The sequence below is a fragment of the Pseudidiomarina sp. CB1 genome, from assembly GCF_024752025.1.
Classification (GTDB): Bacteria; Pseudomonadota; Gammaproteobacteria; order Enterobacterales; family Alteromonadaceae; genus Pseudidiomarina.
In genome coordinates this window covers 138,926-157,390 of sequence record NZ_JANTPU010000003.1, presented here as the reverse complement: position 1 = coordinate 157,390, position 18,465 = coordinate 138,926, and the positions used below count along the sequence as shown (strand labels likewise).

Annotated in this window: 14 protein-coding genes; 1 reads left to right on the top strand and 13 read right to left on the bottom strand. The window is 50.7% G+C overall.

Annotation, left to right across the window (positions count from 1 at the left end):
* Positions 1–44: 44 nt before the first annotated feature.
* The 4 genes from purL to guaB form a co-directional block, all read right to left on the bottom strand.
* Complete coding sequence (gene purL, locus NV375_RS11925) at positions 45–3,941, bottom strand: phosphoribosylformylglycinamidine synthase (RefSeq protein ID WP_258808409.1); 3,897 nt, start codon at positions 3,939–3,941, stop codon at positions 45–47.
* Positions 3,942–4,125: 184 nt separating this feature from the next.
* Positions 4,126–5,526, bottom strand: a complete 1,401-nt coding sequence (gene mltF, locus NV375_RS11920) for a membrane-bound lytic murein transglycosylase MltF (RefSeq protein WP_258808408.1) — start codon at positions 5,524–5,526, stop codon at positions 4,126–4,128.
* A gap of 5 nt (positions 5,527–5,531) precedes the next feature.
* Positions 5,532–7,106 carry a glutamine-hydrolyzing GMP synthase gene (gene guaA / locus NV375_RS11915; RefSeq protein ID WP_258808407.1) on the bottom strand — a complete coding sequence of 525 codons (1,575 nt, stop codon included), beginning with the start codon at positions 7,104–7,106 and terminating at the stop codon, positions 5,532–5,534.
* Positions 7,107–7,112: 6 nt separating this feature from the next.
* Entirely contained in the window at positions 7,113–8,582 is a 1,470-nt protein-coding gene (guaB, locus tag NV375_RS11910; protein WP_258808406.1) for an IMP dehydrogenase, read from the bottom strand.
* Between the two features lie 108 nt (positions 8,583–8,690).
* Between guaB and xseA the strand changes: the two genes are divergently transcribed.
* A complete protein-coding gene (xseA, locus tag NV375_RS11905) occupies positions 8,691–10,031 on the top strand; it encodes an exodeoxyribonuclease VII large subunit (protein ID WP_258808405.1) in 1,341 nt (446 codons plus the stop codon).
* On the opposite strand, the gene NV375_RS11900 is transcribed toward xseA, so the two are convergent.
* From NV375_RS11900 to NV375_RS11860, 9 genes are all read right to left on the bottom strand, one after another.
* Entirely contained in the window at positions 10,003–10,932 is a 930-nt protein-coding gene (locus tag NV375_RS11900; RefSeq protein WP_258808404.1) for an AEC family transporter, read from the bottom strand. The two genes, xseA and NV375_RS11900, sit on opposite strands and share 29 nt — an antisense overlap.
* Before the next feature lie 67 nt (positions 10,933–10,999).
* Positions 11,000–11,938: a porin gene (locus NV375_RS11895; protein WP_258808403.1), complete on the bottom strand. Its 939-nt coding sequence runs from the start codon at positions 11,936–11,938 to the stop codon at positions 11,000–11,002.
* Between the two features lie 139 nt (positions 11,939–12,077).
* On the bottom strand, positions 12,078–13,340 hold the full coding sequence (locus tag NV375_RS11890; RefSeq protein ID WP_258808402.1) for a tetratricopeptide repeat protein: 1,263 nt from the start codon (positions 13,338–13,340) through the stop codon (positions 12,078–12,080).
* A 10-nt stretch (positions 13,341–13,350) separates the two neighbouring features.
* Positions 13,351–13,956 (bottom strand): energy transducer TonB, encoded by a 606-nt coding sequence (locus tag NV375_RS11885; RefSeq protein WP_126773832.1) that lies wholly within the window; start codon positions 13,954–13,956, stop codon positions 13,351–13,353.
* A gap of 3 nt (positions 13,957–13,959) precedes the next feature.
* The gene (locus NV375_RS11880; RefSeq protein ID WP_126773834.1) at positions 13,960–14,367 is read right to left on the bottom strand and encodes a biopolymer transporter ExbD; all 408 of its coding nucleotides are present in this window, start codon (positions 14,365–14,367) and stop codon (positions 13,960–13,962) included.
* Positions 14,368–14,378: 11 nt separating this feature from the next.
* Positions 14,379–14,909, bottom strand: a complete 531-nt coding sequence (locus NV375_RS11875; RefSeq protein ID WP_258808401.1) for a MotA/TolQ/ExbB proton channel family protein — start codon at positions 14,907–14,909, stop codon at positions 14,379–14,381.
* A 2-nt stretch (positions 14,910–14,911) separates the two neighbouring features.
* The gene (locus NV375_RS11870; RefSeq protein WP_258808400.1) at positions 14,912–16,267 is read right to left on the bottom strand and encodes a MotA/TolQ/ExbB proton channel family protein; all 1,356 of its coding nucleotides are present in this window, start codon (positions 16,265–16,267) and stop codon (positions 14,912–14,914) included.
* A gap of 3 nt (positions 16,268–16,270) precedes the next feature.
* Entirely contained in the window at positions 16,271–17,062 is a 792-nt protein-coding gene (locus tag NV375_RS11865) for a DUF3450 domain-containing protein (protein ID WP_258808399.1), read from the bottom strand.
* Between the two features lie 88 nt (positions 17,063–17,150).
* A complete protein-coding gene (locus tag NV375_RS11860) occupies positions 17,151–18,425 on the bottom strand; it encodes a mechanosensitive ion channel family protein (protein ID WP_258808398.1) in 1,275 nt (424 codons plus the stop codon).
* Positions 18,426–18,465: the final 40 nt, after the last annotated feature.

Sequence of the window (18,465 nt, the reverse complement as noted above, 5' to 3'; positions counted from 1 at the left end):
GTTTTTTATTACTTATTCGCTAAGCTTCATTTTAACGAGACATCTTAACCTAGATACACACGTGCGTTGCGGAACATGCGCATCCACGGGCTATCTTCGCTCCAGTCATCTGGATGCCAGCTATTGGCAATTGTGCGGAACACACGCTCAGGATGCGGCATCATAATCGATACACGACCATCTGGGGTGGTTAAGCCGGTAATGCCTTCTGGTGAGCCATTCGGGTTCGCTGGATACTGGCTAGCAACGCTGCCATCATTGTTGATATAGCGCATTGCGACAAGGCCTTTTGCCTTCACTTCAGCAAGGTTGTTTCCCTTAAACTCAGCGCGGCCTTCGCCATGCGATACTGCGATCGGCATTTTCGAACCCGCCATCTCCTTAAAGAACAATGACGGGCTGTCCTGCACCTCAACCATACTAAAGCGCGCCTCAAAGCGCTCAGAGCGGTTGGTGACAAAATGTGGCCATGCTTCTGCACCCGGAATCAGGTCGCGTAGATTCGAGAGCATCTGACAGCCGTTACAGACACCCAATGCGAAGGTCTTTTCTCGCTCAAAGAATGCCGCAAACTGGTCCCGCGCACGGCTATTAAACAGAATCGACTTAGCCCAACCTTCACCGGCACCGAGAACGTCACCGTACGAGAAACCACCACAAGCCACGAGGCCGTTGAATTTATCAAGGCTCACACGACCACTCAGAATATCACTCATGTGTACATCGATGGCAGCAAAGCCGGCACGATCGAACGCCGCGGCCATTTCTACGTGCGAGTTAACGCCTTGCTCACGTATGATAGCGACCACTGGATCACGACCGGTATTGATATAAGGTGCCGCAATATCTTCGCTACTGTCAAAGCTCAGATCCGCAAACAGCCCGGTATCCTTGGTGTTCTGCTTCGCCGCAAATTCCTCGTCAGCACACGCTGGGTTGTCACGTAAACGTTGCATCTTATGGGTGGTTTCCGCCCAGATACTCCGATAGTAACTGCGCGCGTGTTCAAGCACAACTTGACCATCACGAGTGAATTGCACCACGTCTTCGTCAGTAGCTTCACCGATGACGTTTACGACTTCAGCTAAACCAGCATCGGCATAAACGGCTTGTACTTTCTCAACGTCATCACTGCGCACCTGAATCACTGCGCCCAGTTCTTCGTTGAACAACGCAGCTAAGTCGTGTTCATGCATGCCATCAAGGCGCACATTGACACCACAGTGACCCGCAAACGCCATTTCGGCAACAGTAACAAACAAGCCGCCATCTGAACGGTCGTGATAGGCTAAAAGTTTCTTCTCGCGCACCAGTTGCTGGGTAGCGTTAAAGAAACCAGCCAACAACTCTGCATTATCAACCGTTGGTGCGTGCTTGCCGAGCTGACGATACACTTGCGCTAATGCTGAGCCCCCCAAGCGCGCTTGCCCTGCACCCAAGTCAATCAATAGCAACTTGGTTGGACCTTTATCCGTGCGTAGCTGCGGCGTCAACGTGCGGCGTACATCGCGCACGCGCCCAAAGGCAGTAATCACCAAGCTCAATGGTGCAGTCACGGCTTTATCTTCACCATCGTGCTGCCACTGGGTCTTCATTGACATGGAATCTTTGCCCACTGGAATCGTTAAACCTAATGCAGGACAAAGTTCCTCACCCACGGCTTTCACAGCTTCATATAAACCGGCATCTTCGCCAGGGTGGCCTGCTGCCGCCATCCAGTTCGCTGAGAGTTTTATGTGTTTGAGATCACCAATATCAGCGGCGGCAATGTTCGTTAACGCTTCGCCAACGGCCATTTTGGCCGACGCTGCAAAGTCTAAAAGTGCCAACGGTGTGCGTTCACCCATCGCCATTGCTTCACCAGCATAGCTGTCATAGCTGGCTGCAGTGACGGCGACATCTGCTACTGGGATTTGCCACGGTCCAACCATCTGATCACGGGCCACTAGACCGGTAACCGTACGGTCGCCAATGGTGATCAAAAAAGTCTTTTCTGCAATCGCAGGCAACCGCAACAAGCGCTCGGCAGCCTCCTCAAGCTGAATATTCTTGCTATCGAGCTCGCAACCTTCGGCACGCTGTGAAGTCACATCACGGTGCATTTTTGGTGGCTTACCCAGTAGCACATCCAGCGGTAAGTCAATCGGCTTGTTGTTAAAATGCGCGTCCGTTAAAGTCAGGTGCTCCGCTTCGGTCGCTTCACCGATCACCGCATAAGGCGCACGCTCGCGCTCACAAATGGCCGCGAATACATCCATACGCTCGGGCGCAATTGCCATCACGTAACGTTCTTGTGATTCGTTACACCAAATGGCTAAAGGTGACATGCCTGGCTCATCATTCGGCACCTTACGTAATTCGAAGTTGCCGCCGCGACCGCCATCACTAACGAGCTCCGGCATCGCGTTTGACAAACCACCAGCACCCACGTCATGAATAAACGCAATCGGGTTTTTCTCACCGAGCTGCCAACAGCGATCAATGACTTCTTGGCAACGACGTTCCATTTCTGGATTGTCACGTTGTACCGAAGCAAAATCCAAATCTTCGCTGGAGGTGCCGGAAGTCATGGATGAAGCGGCCCCGCCGCCCAAACCGATATTCATGGCTGGGCCACCGAGTACCACTAATTTGGCACCCACTGGGATCTCACCCTTCTCGACGTGATTCTCGCGGATGTTACCCATACCGCCAGCAATCATGATTGGCTTATGATAGCCGCGAATTTCTTCGCCATTATGGCTGGTGACGCGCTCTTCAAAGGTACGGAAATACCCCGTCAACGCTGGGCGACCAAATTCATTATTGAATGCTGCGCCACCTAACGGGCCTTCGAGCATAATTTCCAGCGCCGTGACAATGCGATCCGGCTTCCCGAAATCCTCTTCCCACGGTTGTTCAAAACCAGGAATACGTAAATTCGACACACTAAAACCTACTAAACCCGCTTTCGGTTTAGCACCACGACCGGTTGCACCTTCGTCACGAATTTCACCGCCAGAACCGGTAGCTGCGCCTGGAAATGGCGAGATTGCCGTTGGATGGTTGTGCGTTTCAACCTTCATTAAAATATGCACAGGCTCGTGAAAATAACTGTACTCACCTGCGGCTGCGGTACCTGCTGGATAAGGATAGAAGCGCCCCGCTTCTGAACCTACCATGACTGCAGCGTTATCTTTGTAGGCCGACAACACATGATCCGGCGTCGCTTCGAAGGTGTTTTTGATCATTTTAAACAGCGATTTAAGCTGTTCTTTGCCATCAATGGTCCAATCGGCATTAAAAATCTTATGGCGACAATGCTCTGAGTTGGCTTGCGCGAACATGTACAGCTCGATGTCGTTAGGGTTACGCCCTAACGCACTGAAATTTTCATACAGATAGTCTATTTCGTCGTCAGCTAAGGCCAATCCCATGTCGATATTGGCACGTTGCAACGCGTCACGTCCGCCGGCAAGAATATCAACGGATGCCAATGGGGCTGGTTCGGCCGCAGCAAACAATACTTCAGCTTCTTGCAGGCTTGGCAGCACGGTTTCCGTCATGCGATCGTGCAAAACCGCCTCGGCCTGCGCTACCTGTTCAGCGGTGAATTCGCCTTCTAAGTAGTAGGCGATGCCGCGCTCGATGCGGCGGATTTGTGCCAAACCACAATTGTGTGCAATATCTGTCGCCTTTGATGACCACGGCGAGATCGTCCCCTGACGCGGCGTCACTACCAGTAAGCGCCCTTCTGGTAAGTGCTGCGCTAATGCCGGACCATAGGTCAGTAGTTTTTTCAGCACATGCCGATCGGCTTCATCAAGCGCACCTTTAACGTCAACAAAGTGCATGTATTCGGCATAAATATCGCGTACAGGCACATTAGCTTGTTGTAAGCGTTGCAGTAACTTTTCCGTTCGGAATTCAGATAGGGCTGGGGCGCCGCGTACTATCTCCACAGATCATTCTCCAGATTGGCATTGGATGGCAATTACGACTTTTCGCAGCCGCGTATTATAAAGGTTTAATCTTCTTTTTCACACAACCGGAACCATTTCTGTCGGCGGTCATTTAACAAGTGACGTTTCTTTCGTAACCACGCTCGACGACGAGCATGCGGGACTAACCGTTTTGTTGTTCGCATTATGGGGCCTTATCGCCACTCCCAGTTGGAAGTGAAATATCTAGGGGTTGAGCTGGGATGCGTCCTCGTTCATCCAACCAAACCAAGGTATCGTAGTAGCGACGAATGTTTCCTACGTATCGCACCGGCTCATCACCGCGAGCAAACCCATAGCGAGTCTGACGGTAATATTTTTTCTGTCGTAATAAGGGTAGTCGTTTGCGCACATCGATCCAGCGATCAGGATCAGCACCTTGACGCTCAGTCAATACGCGCGCGTCCTCTAAATGTCCGTAGCCAATATTGTAGGCCGCTAACGCAAACCACGTGCGGTCAGGCTCTGGAATACGTGCTGGAATGGTATCGAGCATGCGCTCAAAATAGCGTGCGCCACCACGAATACTTTCTTCTGGGTTCAGGCGGCTCGTCACGCCCATGGCTTCAGCCGTTGGCAGAGTAAGCATCATTAAGCCACGCACCCCGGTCGGTGAAACCGCGCGTGGGTTCCATAAACTTTCTTGATACGAAATGGCCGCCAATAAACGCCAATCAAGTCGTCCGGAGTGTTCAACAAAGAAATCACGATATTTGGGTAAGGTCGTTTGTACTGCGTCAATAAAAAAGCTCGTATCGACGTAATTAAACTGCGAAACATGACCAAAATGTCTATCGACCAGTTGCGCCAGTTCGCCCGATGCCCGTAATTCACCAAAAAAGCGGATGACTTCTGCATACAAAGAGCCATCACGCCCAGGCGCCAGCATCCAACTGATGTCTAAGTCGTCACGTACGGTGAACGCAACACTAATGTTGGGGAAGTAACGCCGTTGCATATCGAGAATATTACTGTCGGCAATGGTAAAGGCGATTTCACCTTCAATCACTGAGCGCAGGAGTTCAGTGGCGTCGTGCTCATTGGTCGCCCGCCACTCGAGATTAGGGTGATTCTTGCCATTGCGTTGCAACCAATCATGGTGACTACTGCCGGCAACCACAACCACTTCTCCGTCTACTTGTGACCAGTCGCGCGGGCGATCACGTGAGCCTTGACGATAAACCAAACGTTGTGCGACTTCTTGATAAGGAGGACCAAAACGATAGCGCCGATCACGTCGTGGCGTGCGATCTAAGCCAGCAGCTACAACATCAACTTGCGCCTGATCGAGCAGCGTGAAAAGGTCATTGACGTTGTAGCGTGAAACCACTTCGAGCTCGACGTCGAGTTGCTCGGCAAAAGTGGCGGCGAGGGCATATTCGAGGCCGCCCTCGCTTTCGAAGTCATGGTAGTAAGTGGTAGGCCCTAATAGCGTTCCCACTCGCAGCACGCCCCGTTCTTTGATTTCACTAAGGTGGTCCGGCTGCGGTTGCGGCGCGCAGCCAGCCAGTAGCAAAATTGCTAGCAAGGCGAGCCAACGCACCATTCTACTTACTCCCACTCGATGGTGGCTGGAGGCTTACCTGAGATGTCATAGACCACCCGTGAGATGCCATCGATTTCGTTGATGATGCGGTTGGAGACTTTTTCCAATAGTTCATAAGGTAAATGTGCCCAACGTGCGGTCATAAAGTCAATAGTTTCGACCGCGCGTAATGCAATCACCCAATCGTATTTACGGGCGTCACCCATCACACCAACCGAGCGCACCGGCAAGAACACCGCAAATGCTTGGCTTACGTCGTGATAAATACCTGCGTTACGTAATTCAGAAATGAAAATATGATCAGCACGACGCAATAGATCGCAATACTCTTTTTTCACTTCTGCAAGAACGCGTACGCCAAGGCCTGGTCCCGGGAACGGGTGGCGATACAGCATGTCGTACGGCAAGCCAAGCTCGAGCCCGATCTTACGTACTTCGTCTTTAAACAATTCGCGTAACGGCTCGACCAGCTCAAGCTTCATATCTTCAGGCAGTCCGCCGACGTTATGATGCGACTTAATCACATGGGCTTTACCGGTTTTCGAACCAGCAGACTCAATTACGTCCGGGTAAATTGTCCCTTGTGCTAAATACGACACATCGTTAATACGCGTCGCTTGCTCGTCAAAAATTTCAATAAACACTCGGCCAATGATTTTACGTTTCGCTTCTGGATCGTGTTCGCCCGCTAAAGCGTCAAGAAAACGATTCTCCGCGTCCACGTGAACAATATTGAGTCCGTAGTGGTCACCGAACATTTCCATGACTTGCTCGGCTTCTTGCCAGCGCAATAAACCGTTATCCACGAAGACGCAGGTAAGTTGGTCGCCAATGGCGCGGTGCAGCAACATCGCAGTCACCGAACTATCGACGCCGCCCGATAAGCCAAGAACAACTTTACCGTTGCCCACTTGCTCACGGATGCGTGCCACTGCGTCATTAATGATGTGTGCAGCGGTCCAGTTGGTTTCGCATTCACAAATCTCGACCACAAAGTGCTCAAGCATGCGCATACCTTGACGGGTATGCGTGACTTCTGGGTGAAATTGCACTCCATAAAAGTCGCGAGCGTCATCAGCCATCGCCGCAATTGGGCAAGTTGGCGTTTGTGCGACAATATGAAAGCCCTCTGGCGCTTCAATAACCTTGTCGCCATGACTCATCCATACGTCGAGTAGCGGATTGCCATTTTCATGCACCGCATCTTCGATGTGGTGGAATAATGGACAAGGTTCGGTGCGCTCTACTTGCGCGTAGCCGAATTCGCGCTCAAGCGAGCCTTGTACTTTACCGCCCAATTGCGCGGCCATGGTTTGCATGCCGTAGCAAACACCCAATACCGGCACGCCAGCTTCAAACACATACTCAGGTGCCCGCGGTGAGCCTTCTTCGGTGACCGACTCAGGACCGCCCGACAAAATAATGCCGTTGGGGTTAAAGTTTTTGATGTCTTCGGCGTCGACGTCCCACGCCCAAAGTTCACAATAAACGCCTATTTCACGAATACGACGCGCAATAAGCTGGGTGTACTGTGAACCAAAATCTAAAATCAATATGCGATGCGCATGAATATCTTGCATGTCGGCTTAACCCATTCGGTAGTTTGGAGCTTCTTTAGTGATTTGCACATCGTGCACATGTGATTCGCCCATACCTGCAGAGGTTACACGGACGAATTGCGGCTTGGTGCGCATTTCTTTGATGGTGGCACAGCCAGTTAAGCCCATCGCCGAGCGCAAACCGCCCATTTGCTGATGAATAATGGTCGCAATAGGGCCTTTATAGGCGATGCGCCCTTCGATACCTTCAGGTACCAATTTTTCGGCTTCATTGCTGGCCTGGAAATAACGGTCAGATGAACCATGACGTTGATTCATGGCGCCTAAGCTGCCCATACCACGGTAAGATTTGTAGTAACGCCCCTGATACAGTTCAACTTCACCTGGCGACTCTTCTGTACCCGCCAACATGCTACCCACCATCACGCAATCCGCGCCTGCGGCAATCGCTTTGGCGATGTCACCTGAAAAGCGAATACCACCATCAGCAATAACCGGAATACCAGTGCCTTTTAGCGCATCGACAGCATCGCTGATTGCGGTAATTTGCGGTACACCACAGCCAGTGACGATACGTGTGGTACAAATAGAACCAGGGCCAATACCTACTTTAACAGCATCAACGCCGGCATCGGCCAAGGCTTTCGCGCCAGCGCCGGTAGCAACGTTGCCAGCAATCAGTTGTAAGTTTGGATATTCTTTGCGGACATAGGCAACGCGATCAATCACGCCCTGCGAATGACCATGTGAGGTATCAATCAATAATACGTCGACACCTGCTTCAGCTAATGCGGCGATACGTTCTTCGGTACCAGGACCAACGCCTACTGCAGCGCCAACACGCAAACGACCCAACTCGTCTTTACAGGCGTTAGGTTTATTTTCAGCTTTCGTGAAATCTTTCAGGGTGATCATACCGCGCAGGTGAAACGCGTCATCGACGACCAAAATCTTTTCGATACGATGTTTATGCATTAAGCCAAGAATTTCTTCGCTTTCCGCACTTTCTTTTACCGTAATCAGATTTTCTTTTGGCGTCATGATGGTAGCAACGCGCTTGCTGTTGTCGCTTTCGGCACGAGCATCGCGGCCGGTGATAATCCCGACCAACTCACCGTTGGTTTCAACGACCGGAAATCCATGGAAGCCATGTTCGACACTTAACGCACGAATTTCGCCAAGGGTAGTGTCCGGCGTGACGGTCACAGGATCAGAAACCATGCCACTTTCGTACTTCTTAACCTTACGAACATGGGCGGCTTGCTCGGCAATCGTCATATTCTTATGAATGAAACCCAGTCCACCTTCTTGCGCCAATGCAATAGCTAAGGCAGCTTCAGTAACGGTATCCATAGCGGCAGAGACCATTGGAATATTTAGCTCAATACCGCGCGTCAAACGCGTGCGCAGGTCAGCAGTATGAGGTAAAACGGTCGAGTGACCGGGGACGAGTAAAACATCGTCAAAGGTAAGAGCTTCTTGAGCGATTCGTAGCATGGCAACATCCCACTAGCTGAGTTAATGTTGCGGGCAGATTTTACTCGTAAACGGCTTTTCAGTAAACTAATTTTTTTGCTAAACGCTACTTAACGAAGGTTCCGCCTCATGCCTGATGCCGCCATTTTTACCGTTGCTCAATTGAATGCTGAAGTACGTCAAGTACTTGAGCAAGGATTTGGCTCGATTTGGTTGCTTGGCGAAATTTCGAACTTTGCCGCGCCGGGGTCGGGTCATTGGTACTTTACGCTCAAAGATGAGCGTGCGCAGATCCGCGCTGCAATGTTCCGAAACGCTAATCAGCGCGCTAAGATTCGTCCACAACACGGCATGCAGGTATTAGTCCGCGCGAAACTTACCGTGTACGAACCACGCGGCGATTACCAGTTGATCGTTGAACACATGGAAGACGCTGGAGCGGGTTTGCTGCAGCAACGCTATGAGCAGTTAAAGCATAAATTACAAGCGGCTGGCCTGTTTGCGGCCGAACACAAACAAGCACTACCGGAAAAGATTCGTAAAGTTGGGGTGATTACCTCACCGACCGGCGCGGCGATACGCGATATTCTGGCAGTCCTCAAACGACGCGACCCGCGTCTCGAAGTGATCATCTACCCCAGCGCGGTGCAGGGACAGGCTGCTGCCAACGACTTATTATTTGCCTTACAACGTGCCATTGCGCGTAATGAAGTCGATGTTTTAATTTTAAGCCGCGGAGGCGGCTCACTTGAGGACTTGTGGTGTTTTAACGATGAGCAATTAGCCTATGCTTTGCATAGCTGTCCGCTGCCCACCATCAGTGCTGTGGGTCATGAGGTCGATTTTACCATCGCAGATTACGTTGCTGATGTACGCGCCCCTACGCCATCAGCCGCTGCGGAGTTAGTCAGTCGCGATCAACGTGAGGTATTGCAACGCTTGCAGCAACTTGATCATCGACTGCAACACTATTGGCAACGGCAGCGTAGCTTTATTCAACAAACCCTGCAACATTGGCAACATCGGCTTGAACAACAGCACCCGCAACGCCGTTTACAACAACATAGTCAGCGCGTTGATGAATTAGTGGCACGGGCGACAGTGGCGATGCAACGCACTCAACGGCAAACGCGCGAACACTTAAGCTACCAGCAGCAGCGTTTACTTGCCGTGCATCCGCAACGGCAGCTGACGCCATTACATCAACGTCTGCAGCAACTTCAGCAACGGCAAAGCTTGGCAATGCGACAACTGCTAAAGCATTGGCAGCAACGGCAACAAACCGTCGTACAAAACCTCCAGTTAGTCAGTCCCTTGCAAACGATTGCCCGTGGCTATGCTGTGGTGCGCTCGCAACAAGGCGAGGTCATCCGCGACCCCGCCCAGCTTAAAGCCGATGAAGTTTTTTCGGTACGCGTAGCTGAAGGCCAATTTGATGCGGTTAAAGCCCCTGCAAAGCCTGCAAAATAAAGTACCACAGCGGTAATGTCGCAAAACAGAGCAGCACTCCGTAGCCGACCACTGCCGCTGACAATGTCGGTGCCAATCCAGCCATAATGGCTAAGGCACCGGCGGAGATCATGGCAGGCATCGCGGCCTCCATAATGGTCACTTGCACCGCCAGTTGTTCTAAACCAAAGCCCCACAGTAGCAATAACGCAACCAACGGCATCAGGCCTAACTTAATCAGTAACGCCCAAGCAAGTGGACCGCGATCTTCTTGTGGTAAGCGAAACCGCAGCTGAAATCCAACCGCAACCATAATTACTGGCACTAAAGTCACGGCTAACGAGTCAATAAAGTGCTGCATAACGTCAGGATAATCGATGCTGCGCAATGCAAAGGCAGCGATGAGTGCAACAAAGGGCGGAAACTTAATGATCTTCCAAGCGATCGTTTTGCCCGATGGGCGTTGCGCCTGTTCACCTTCAGCATGACTGTAAACTGCGGCAATAATAGTGGCGTAGATAGAGAGAATAAAGAACGAGCCAAGTTGATCGTATAGCAAGGCATAAGGAATACCTGCAGGGCCGAAAAACGCCTCGATCATCGGAAAGCCCACGAACGACGTGTTTCCCAACGGGATGACAATGAGCATCGCTCCTGTCGTCGTTCGCGACCACTGCCGCCACCGTGCAATCCACATGACCACCGGTACTGTGAGTGCGAGTAATATCCATGGTATTAATGCCGGAAAAAGCAACTCTTTACCAAAAGTGAGGGCTGGAATTTTTTGCAGTACCAATGCCGGTAAGGCAACATAAATCACATAGGCATTGAGGATTTGCCCAGAGTTTTGCGGAAATTGCCGGCTCCGTCGCAGCAGTAAGCCAATCAGCACGTAGCCGGCAATATAAAGAAAGTTCGCCATCGTTCAAACAAGCTGGTGAATAATGGCGATAGTCTACAAGGCTTTTACGGCCAAGAGAAATTAGACTTTAGAAGCGGTGTTCAAGACCCACAGCGAAGTAAGTTTGCTCGGCCGCTAAAGTGTCCAAGTCGCGGCCAGTGTACCAAGCATACACTTTGGTATTCTTACTAAACTTATAGTCCGCACCAAACGCAATCGAGTCATCGTCGCCGTCAACAAATTCCATCATTTGGTATTGTGCTTTTAAGCGCCATTGACCCAATGCATGTTGTACGCTTGCGACAAAACCATCGGCTTCGTTGCTACCCATGACTTCTTGTTGCTGCTGCCACATCAAACCAAACATGGTATCAGCAACTTTGGTATAACCCACGAGACGCTCGATATCATAACCATCAACGTCGCGGTCGATCGCTGCACCAAAGTAATACGGTGTATCATCCAAGCCTTCGTCGCCGTAGGTTAACGCAAGTGAATAACCGTCGTCTTGCTCGTCACCCTCGCTTAATACCACTGAGCCGGCAATGCGGAACTGTGCGAAAGCAGGTGAATAATAAGACAGGGTATTACTGGTGCGGTTTTCACCCTCAAACAGGGCTTTGACGTCAGCTTCATAGTCGCTGAACTGATCAATATCACCTTGCACAGTTTTCAGTACGGTGTCACGGCGACCGACGGTGAACTCACCAAAACTACCACGCAAGCCCACGTACTGGTTGCGTGACTTCAAATTATCATCACCACCGAGATCGGTAAGGTCAACCTGCCATTCCAATGTATAGATGACTTCGAGATCATCATTGAGCTGAGCACCGCCCTTAACGCCAATGCGTGAAGCGTTGCTTTTCAGTTCACTGTCGCTACCTTGCCCATCGTCGCTGCTTTGCAAAGAAACATTCGCACGACCATAAAAGTCGAAACTTACTGGATTCTCGTCCTGAGCTACAGCTACGCCACTAAAGAGTGCGAGCGGAAGTACCATCCAAATTGAAGAGTTAACTGTCATAACGGTTACCATCGTTGCTAAGTTGAGAGTTAAATAGGCCCTCGCCTACTCAATACGCGCATAGCATATGGCACTTTTATGACAGTTTAATGACTATGTGTCAGTTTTTTTTCGTTTTGATAAAACTTTTATGGCGTATTTATGACGCTTGCAGTTGTTTTATCCTCTCCGCTTGCTCTTTTTCGGAGGTTGCATAACGTTCCCACTGTGCTGCTGCTTTACGCGCATCGTCAAAAGCTTTGGCTTTCGCGAAGGCTTGCAGCGCTGGATTATAGTTCTCTTGTTCTAATTCAGCCATGCCGATGACCAAGTGCATGGTCCCCGGCTTCTCTAAATTACCCTTGGCAAGTGCGGTCTCGGCAGCCGCGATTGCTTGCGGATAACGTTCCGCATTCAATAACACTTGTGCACGCTGGGCATCCAGCTCACCATCATTGCTTAACGCCGCCGCTTGTTCGAGGGCCGCCACCGCACGGTCTGTTTCGCGTGCCGCAATCCAGCTTTGCGCTAGCAGTTTAAGATTACGCAAATCGGCTTCGAGTTTCCCTTCGGCAAGCGCTTGTTCCATCACTTTGCCAGCTTTATAAGGAATGCCGCCAAAAAAGTAGCTTTGCACCAACATTTGCAAATCTTGGCCTTTGGTCAGAAAACCTTGCTGGTAGGCAGCCTCAAGCATCGCTAACTGTTGCTCATCATTACCGAGCTGACCATAGACACCGGCAAGTTGAACCCAGTATTCAGGCTTATTGAAGTGCTTGATCATTTTTTCTAAAACCGTTGCTACGGCAGCAGTTTGCTCAAGCTCATAATGAATCGCCCGTTGCAATACATACCAGTTCTCGTCACCCGCCCCGCCGTTTGCTTCGGCGCTGGCAATGGCACGTTGAATCGGCTTGAGTGCGCGTTGATAATCACCTTTTTGATAAAGTGCTTGGGCGCGCAACACATCGGCCTTTTGCGCCTGGTCGTCACCAACCACTTGCTGCCAACGGTCAAGGTACTCGAGCGTCGCGGCATAGTCGCCCTGCCCCAACGCTAACTGCGCAAGACTGAATAAGGTGTTTTGTTTTAACGCATCGGGAATCGGATCTTCGTCAACAACTTTAGCGAAATACTGAATCGCCTCCGCCAGCTGATCTTTGCCGTAATACATGTAACCGTAGAAGTTCCATAACATGGCACGTTCGTAGCTATTCATACTACTGAGCTTCGACTCTACGTTCTTCAGCGCCGCTAAGCCGGCGTTAACATCGCCGTTGTCAGCGAGTTCTTGTGCCCGTGCCAGTTGTGAATACACTTGCTCACGCAGCGCTGGTACACGCTTCGTCTCTTGAGCGTGTAAAATTTGCAGGTTCGCTTGTGCGAGGACGACAAGGGCTAATGCTGTGATTAATTTACGCATGGTTCTTCTCCTAACCGTCGATCTCAAAGGTTAAACGGTTTTGTACGCCTTCAACTTCTACCGTTTCGCCGTTGACGACACGCGGTTTGTATTTAAATTTCACCACTGCATCCAATGCGGCTTGATCGAAAATCTGCTCAGGCTCGGCCTCGACTACACGTGGGTCACGCACGGTACCTTGCTTGGTTACCGTAAACTCAACCACTACATAGCCTTCAATGCCCCGTTGCAGAGCTCGGCGCGGATACGCCGCTTGTACTTTTACAATCGGCAAGTACTCGCCGTCGCTGGTATCAAGATTCATGCCACCGGCAAGGCCGGTGTCCGCTTGCGCTACTGCCGAGAAATCATAGCTCCCCTCACCTGGGGTGAGTTCACTGCTGTCCATTTGCGGCTGTGGCAAGTCTTCCGGCGGTTGCTCTGGCTCAGGTGGCCGTTGCGGCTTACGTTCCTTTTCTTGCACCACTTCTTCTGGCTTCACCCGCACAAAATCGAGCACACTGCCTTTTGGCGGTTCGGTCATTGCGCCTTCACCACCGGTGATAAAGGATTGCATCAAATAGAACAATCCGAGTGTCACCACAGCGGCTACGGCAAGTGCAGCTAGAAAACGCATAAGCTATTCGTCCTGTGCAGCAATCGAGACATCATAAACGCCAGCGGCGCGGGCTGCGTCCATCACTTTAATAAGCGTTTCGGTGGTCGCCAGTTTATCGGCTTGAATCACTACCGAACCTTGCGGGTTCTCAGCGTAAAGCCGTTCGATATTGGCTTGCACAGCACGCACATCCACTTGACGCTTGTTGATCCAGATTTCACCGGTCTCACTAATGGCCACCAAAATATTGGCGCGATCCTTTTGCACTGCGGTTGCTGCGTCTGGACGATTGACGTCGATACCCGCTTCCTTAACAAAGGTGGCGGTAACAATAAAGAAGATCAGCATGATAAACACCACGTCAAGCATGGGCGTCATGTCAATTTGCGTTTCTTCTTCGTCGATCAAATTGGCAAAATGTTGTTTCATAAATAAGCCCTCTAGTGGTGTTCCATCAGCATGCGGTCTTCAAGCTTTAAGCGTTCCCGCTTTGCTGTGCGCTGTAGCCAAGTGGTGGCAAACACCCCCGACAAAGCGCCGACCATGCCGGCCATGGTTGGAATTGTTGCTTTCGATACGCCAGCTGCCATCGAGCGAGCGTTACCTGTGCCAGCGATGGCCATCACATCAAACACTTCAATCATGCCGGTTACGGTACCCATCAAACCAAGCAGTGGACAAAGTGCCACTAAGGCTTGTAAAACAGGAACCCGGCCACCTAAAGCGAGCGCTACGCGTGAGATCATGGCTTGCCGAATCTGTTCAGCATTCCACGATGATTTATCATCACGCTGCTGCCATTTTTCGAGTACACGACGCTTCTCTTGCTGATGACCACGGCTGTAGTAAAAAACGCGCTCCAGAATCATCAACCACATCACGAAGATGAGGATCCCGATGACCAATAAGACCTGGCCACCGGTTTCAACAAAGTCCTGAATCGCACTGTAAAAGTCGATGAAGAACACCATATTTAGTGACTCCGCTCAGAACGCTCCGCGATAATGCCAGAGGCCTGTTCCTGCAAGACATGCACAATATTTCGGCTGCGTGTGTTTAGGGTCGCAAACAACAGCGTCATTGGGATTGCGACAACCAAGCCCAGTACCGTCGTCACCAACGCTTGCGAAATACCGCCCGCCATGAGTTTCGGGTCACCGGTACCAAACAGCGTGATAGCTTGGAAGGTATTGATCATACCGGTCACCGTACCCAACAGACCTAACAACGGTGCGACCACTGAAATGATCTTGATGAAGGTTAGGTTGCGCGTGATTTTCGGCACTTCGCGTAGAATCGCTTCACTGAGTTTCAGTTCAAGGGTCTCGGTATCAACTTGCGGATACTTGTCTTGCACGGCCATAACGCGACCCAGCGGGTTATCTTGATTCGCTTCGTTCTGCTTCAACTGACGCTTCACTTTGCCACCCATCAGGGTCAAGGTAATAAAGCGCTCCAAGGCAATGAGTAGACCAATGGCGCCAAGCGCAAGAATAATGTACCCAACAGTTGAACCTTGCTCGATACGCTCCATGGTTCCTGGTGCTTGCACCAATAAACCTAGAATCGAACCGCCGGTTGGGTCCAAGCCAAAGCGTACGGGATTGTCATCGCCTTGCTCTAACGCTTCAACTGTCGATAAATAACGGCCACTTGGCTGCCGCACTAATTCTGCGACAGCGTCAGTGCCTGGGATAAGCTCCAAGTACTTGCCGTCAGCGACCATGTTGAAGGTACCAACCCGAACGACTGGCTTGGTGACTTTCTCACCGCTCGCCAAGGTTACGGTGGTTTCGAATTCGCTGACTTTACCCGACTCGGTCATTTCCTGTTGTAAGGCAAACCAAACCGACTCGATTTCTTCAATACTGGCGAGTTTTGAGCTTGAACCCATTTTCTGCGCAAGGTCGCTCAAGGCATCACTGCGCCCCGGAAACTCAACCGATACGTAGGAGTTCTGCAGCGTACTTGCGGTATCACCGGCGACTTGCTGCAACACACCAAACAATTCTTTTAACGACCCCATACGCTGGGTAAGTGCTTCTTCGAGCGCCGCCAAATCACGCTCATTGGCTTCAAATTCGCCCTCCAGCTCAGCACTGAGTGCTTCGAGTTGATCGCGTTGCGCAATCGCGTCACGTAAAATTTGTTGCTGCTGTTCAGCTTGCGCACGAAAGCGAGCTTCACGCTCCTGATTGGCTTGCGATTGGGCAAATTTACCTTCTTTGAGTTGCTGCAATAGCTGATCTAGATTTACCGGTTCCTGCGCCAGCACCGGAGTACTCAACGCCAGCACCGCCGCAACGAGTAAATGTTTAAGCTTCAACATAGGTTATTCTCCTGCTTGGGTGTCGGCGTGGAAAATCGGCAGCATGAGTAAATCAGGCGCTAGCTGTTTACGTGCAATCCGCAATGCTTCTTGCACATTCGATGCATAGCTCGAATCCAGTTCTTGCCACTCACGTTGCTCCTGGTTCCATACACCCATGGTGTCACCGTTGCGCGTCTTATAAATCAGTACCGTGCGACCAACACGCAAGAACTCGACATCTTGGCTTTGCCCGTCAATCTCTTTGGCACCGTTATAGGCTTCGATGGTGCGGCCATATTCAGATTCGATTTGGTAGGCTTCCATTACGCGACGGAATTTTTCCGAAACGTCAACATCCGCGCGGTCCATTAAGTCCTGCAGACTGGCGATACGATTGGTGCGCTCTTCTTGCAAGAACGGCACATCAAGCTCGACAAAGGTGGCTAAGCTATCGATCATACGCAGCATCAGCGGCGTGATCTGACGCTCCACGACGCTCACTTCGTCGATCGAGCTATTCAAATCACTCTTTTCGGTTTGTTGTGAGTCAATTTGCTTTTGCAATTGCTGCACATAAACCTCTAGACCTTCGATTTGACGGCTGATTTGCTTGTACTGCTGCACGCGCTCTTGCGTGGTGTCAGCAATCTTATCGACAGTAAGTTGTGAGGAGCGCGCGGCTTGGTTGATTTCGTTAGCAGCATCGACCACAGGGTCAAGTGCTTGCTCTTGCGCGGTTACTTGCGGACTGGCAACGCCAACGGTGGCGAAAAAGCTGGCCACCAACAGCGTGCGAGTGAAACATGGGTTCATGGAAACACCTTGCACACGTTGTGAATGATGGTGTGCAAGATACGTCAGTTCTGTGACAGCTTGGTGACTGTATTATGGCAGTTTTATGTCAGGATGAATCTTTTGTGCCAGTTTCATGTAAGTTTCGTGTCATTTCCCGCATATCAATTCCGCTAGGGTGCTGGAATACACGAAGCCCAAACTCTGGCAAAATCGCTAACAGGTGATCGAAAATATCGGACTGGATACTTTCGTACTCGGTCCATGCTGTGGTGTTGGTAAAACAATAAACTTCAATCGGTAAACCGTCAGAAGTAGGGTTCAATTGACGTACCATCAAAGTCATCTCTTGATGCACACGCTCGTTATTTTCCAAATACTTTTTCACGTAAGCGCGGAACGTACCCACGTTGGTGATTCGGCGGGTATTGACCGGCTCTTTACCCTCATCTTTGAGCTGTTGATTCCAGTCATCGATTTCAGCTTGCTTGTCTTTCAGGTAATCCTTAAGCAAGCGAAAGCGCTTCACCGCTTTCATCTCATCTTCAGTGAGAAAGTGCACGCTTTGCTGATCCAGCAACAAACTCCGTTTAATCCGTCGACCACCCGACTCTTGCATGCCCCGCCAGTTCTTAAACGGGTCCGAAATAAAGCGGCGGGTCGGAATAAAGGTAATCGTCTTATCCCAGTTCTGCACTTTCACCTGATGCAGGGCAATATCAATCACATCACCGTCGGCATTCAGATTCGGCATTTCGACCCAATCACCCACGCGGATAATATCATTCGAGGTAATCTGTACGCTGGCAACAAGGCTCAGTAAGGTGTCTTGGAACACCAACATCAGTACTGCGGCCATTGCACCTAAACCGGAAAGTAAGATAACTGGCGACTTATCGATCAGCACCGCAATCATCAGAATCGCAGCAACGGCATAGATCACAATCTTCGCGACTTGAATGTAACCTTTGATAGGCCGCTGATGCGCATCTGGCTGACGCTCATAAAGCATATTGACGATGGTTAACGTGCCGCTAATCGCTCGCGCAATAGTAATGACAATGAATGCGTAGCAAACATTGGTGACGACAATCGTTAGTTCTTCAACGAGGTTAGGTACCGAGGTAATGCCAAAGGCAATGACTAAAGCAGGCACCACATTGGCAATGCGCGCAACAATATTACGTTCTATTGCTTGGCGGTCTTTGCCGACTGGCGTGTAGCTAATAAGGTTTAGCAGTCCCCGCAGCAGAATTTTTTTCACCACAAAATTGGCGATCCAAGCGCCAAGCAGCAACAAGCCTAGTTTGGTCAGCGTGTCCATATCGGGGCGTTCAATGAGCCACTGCTCTGCGGTTTCGAGTTTTTCTTTTAAATCCTGCATAGTTCACTGTTCGCTATTCGCTGTTCGCTCGCTACTGATT

What these genes read in the sequence shown, in the direction of transcription:
- mltF (WP_258808408.1), bottom strand. Translation starts at nt 5,526, where the DNA reads ATGGTGCGTTGGCTCGCCTTGCTAGCAATTTTGCTACTGGCTGGCTGC.
- guaA (WP_258808407.1), bottom strand. Translation starts at nt 7,106, where the DNA reads ATGCAAGATATTCATGCGCATCGCATATTGATTTTAGATTTTGGTTCA.
- guaB (WP_258808406.1), bottom strand. Translation starts at nt 8,582, where the DNA reads ATGCTACGAATCGCTCAAGAAGCTCTTACCTTTGACGATGTTTTACTC.
- xseA (WP_258808405.1), top strand. Translation starts at nt 8,691, where the DNA reads ATGCCTGATGCCGCCATTTTTACCGTTGCTCAATTGAATGCTGAAGTA.
- NV375_RS11900 (WP_258808404.1), bottom strand. Translation starts at nt 10,932, where the DNA reads ATGGCGAACTTTCTTTATATTGCCGGCTACGTGCTGATTGGCTTACTG.
- NV375_RS11895 (WP_258808403.1), bottom strand. Translation starts at nt 11,938, where the DNA reads ATGACAGTTAACTCTTCAATTTGGATGGTACTTCCGCTCGCACTCTTT.
- NV375_RS11890 (WP_258808402.1), bottom strand. Translation starts at nt 13,340, where the DNA reads ATGCGTAAATTAATCACAGCATTAGCCCTTGTCGTCCTCGCACAAGCG.
- NV375_RS11885 (WP_126773832.1), bottom strand. Translation starts at nt 13,956, where the DNA reads ATGCGTTTTCTAGCTGCACTTGCCGTAGCCGCTGTGGTGACACTCGGA.
- NV375_RS11880 (WP_126773834.1), bottom strand. Translation starts at nt 14,367, where the DNA reads ATGAAACAACATTTTGCCAATTTGATCGACGAAGAAGAAACGCAAATT.
- NV375_RS11875 (WP_258808401.1), bottom strand. Translation starts at nt 14,909, where the DNA reads ATGGTGTTCTTCATCGACTTTTACAGTGCGATTCAGGACTTTGTTGAA.
- NV375_RS11870 (WP_258808400.1), bottom strand. Translation starts at nt 16,267, where the DNA reads ATGTTGAAGCTTAAACATTTACTCGTTGCGGCGGTGCTGGCGTTGAGT.
- NV375_RS11865 (WP_258808399.1), bottom strand. Translation starts at nt 17,062, where the DNA reads ATGAACCCATGTTTCACTCGCACGCTGTTGGTGGCCAGCTTTTTCGCC.
- NV375_RS11860 (WP_258808398.1), bottom strand. Translation starts at nt 18,425, where the DNA reads ATGCAGGATTTAAAAGAAAAACTCGAAACCGCAGAGCAGTGGCTCATT.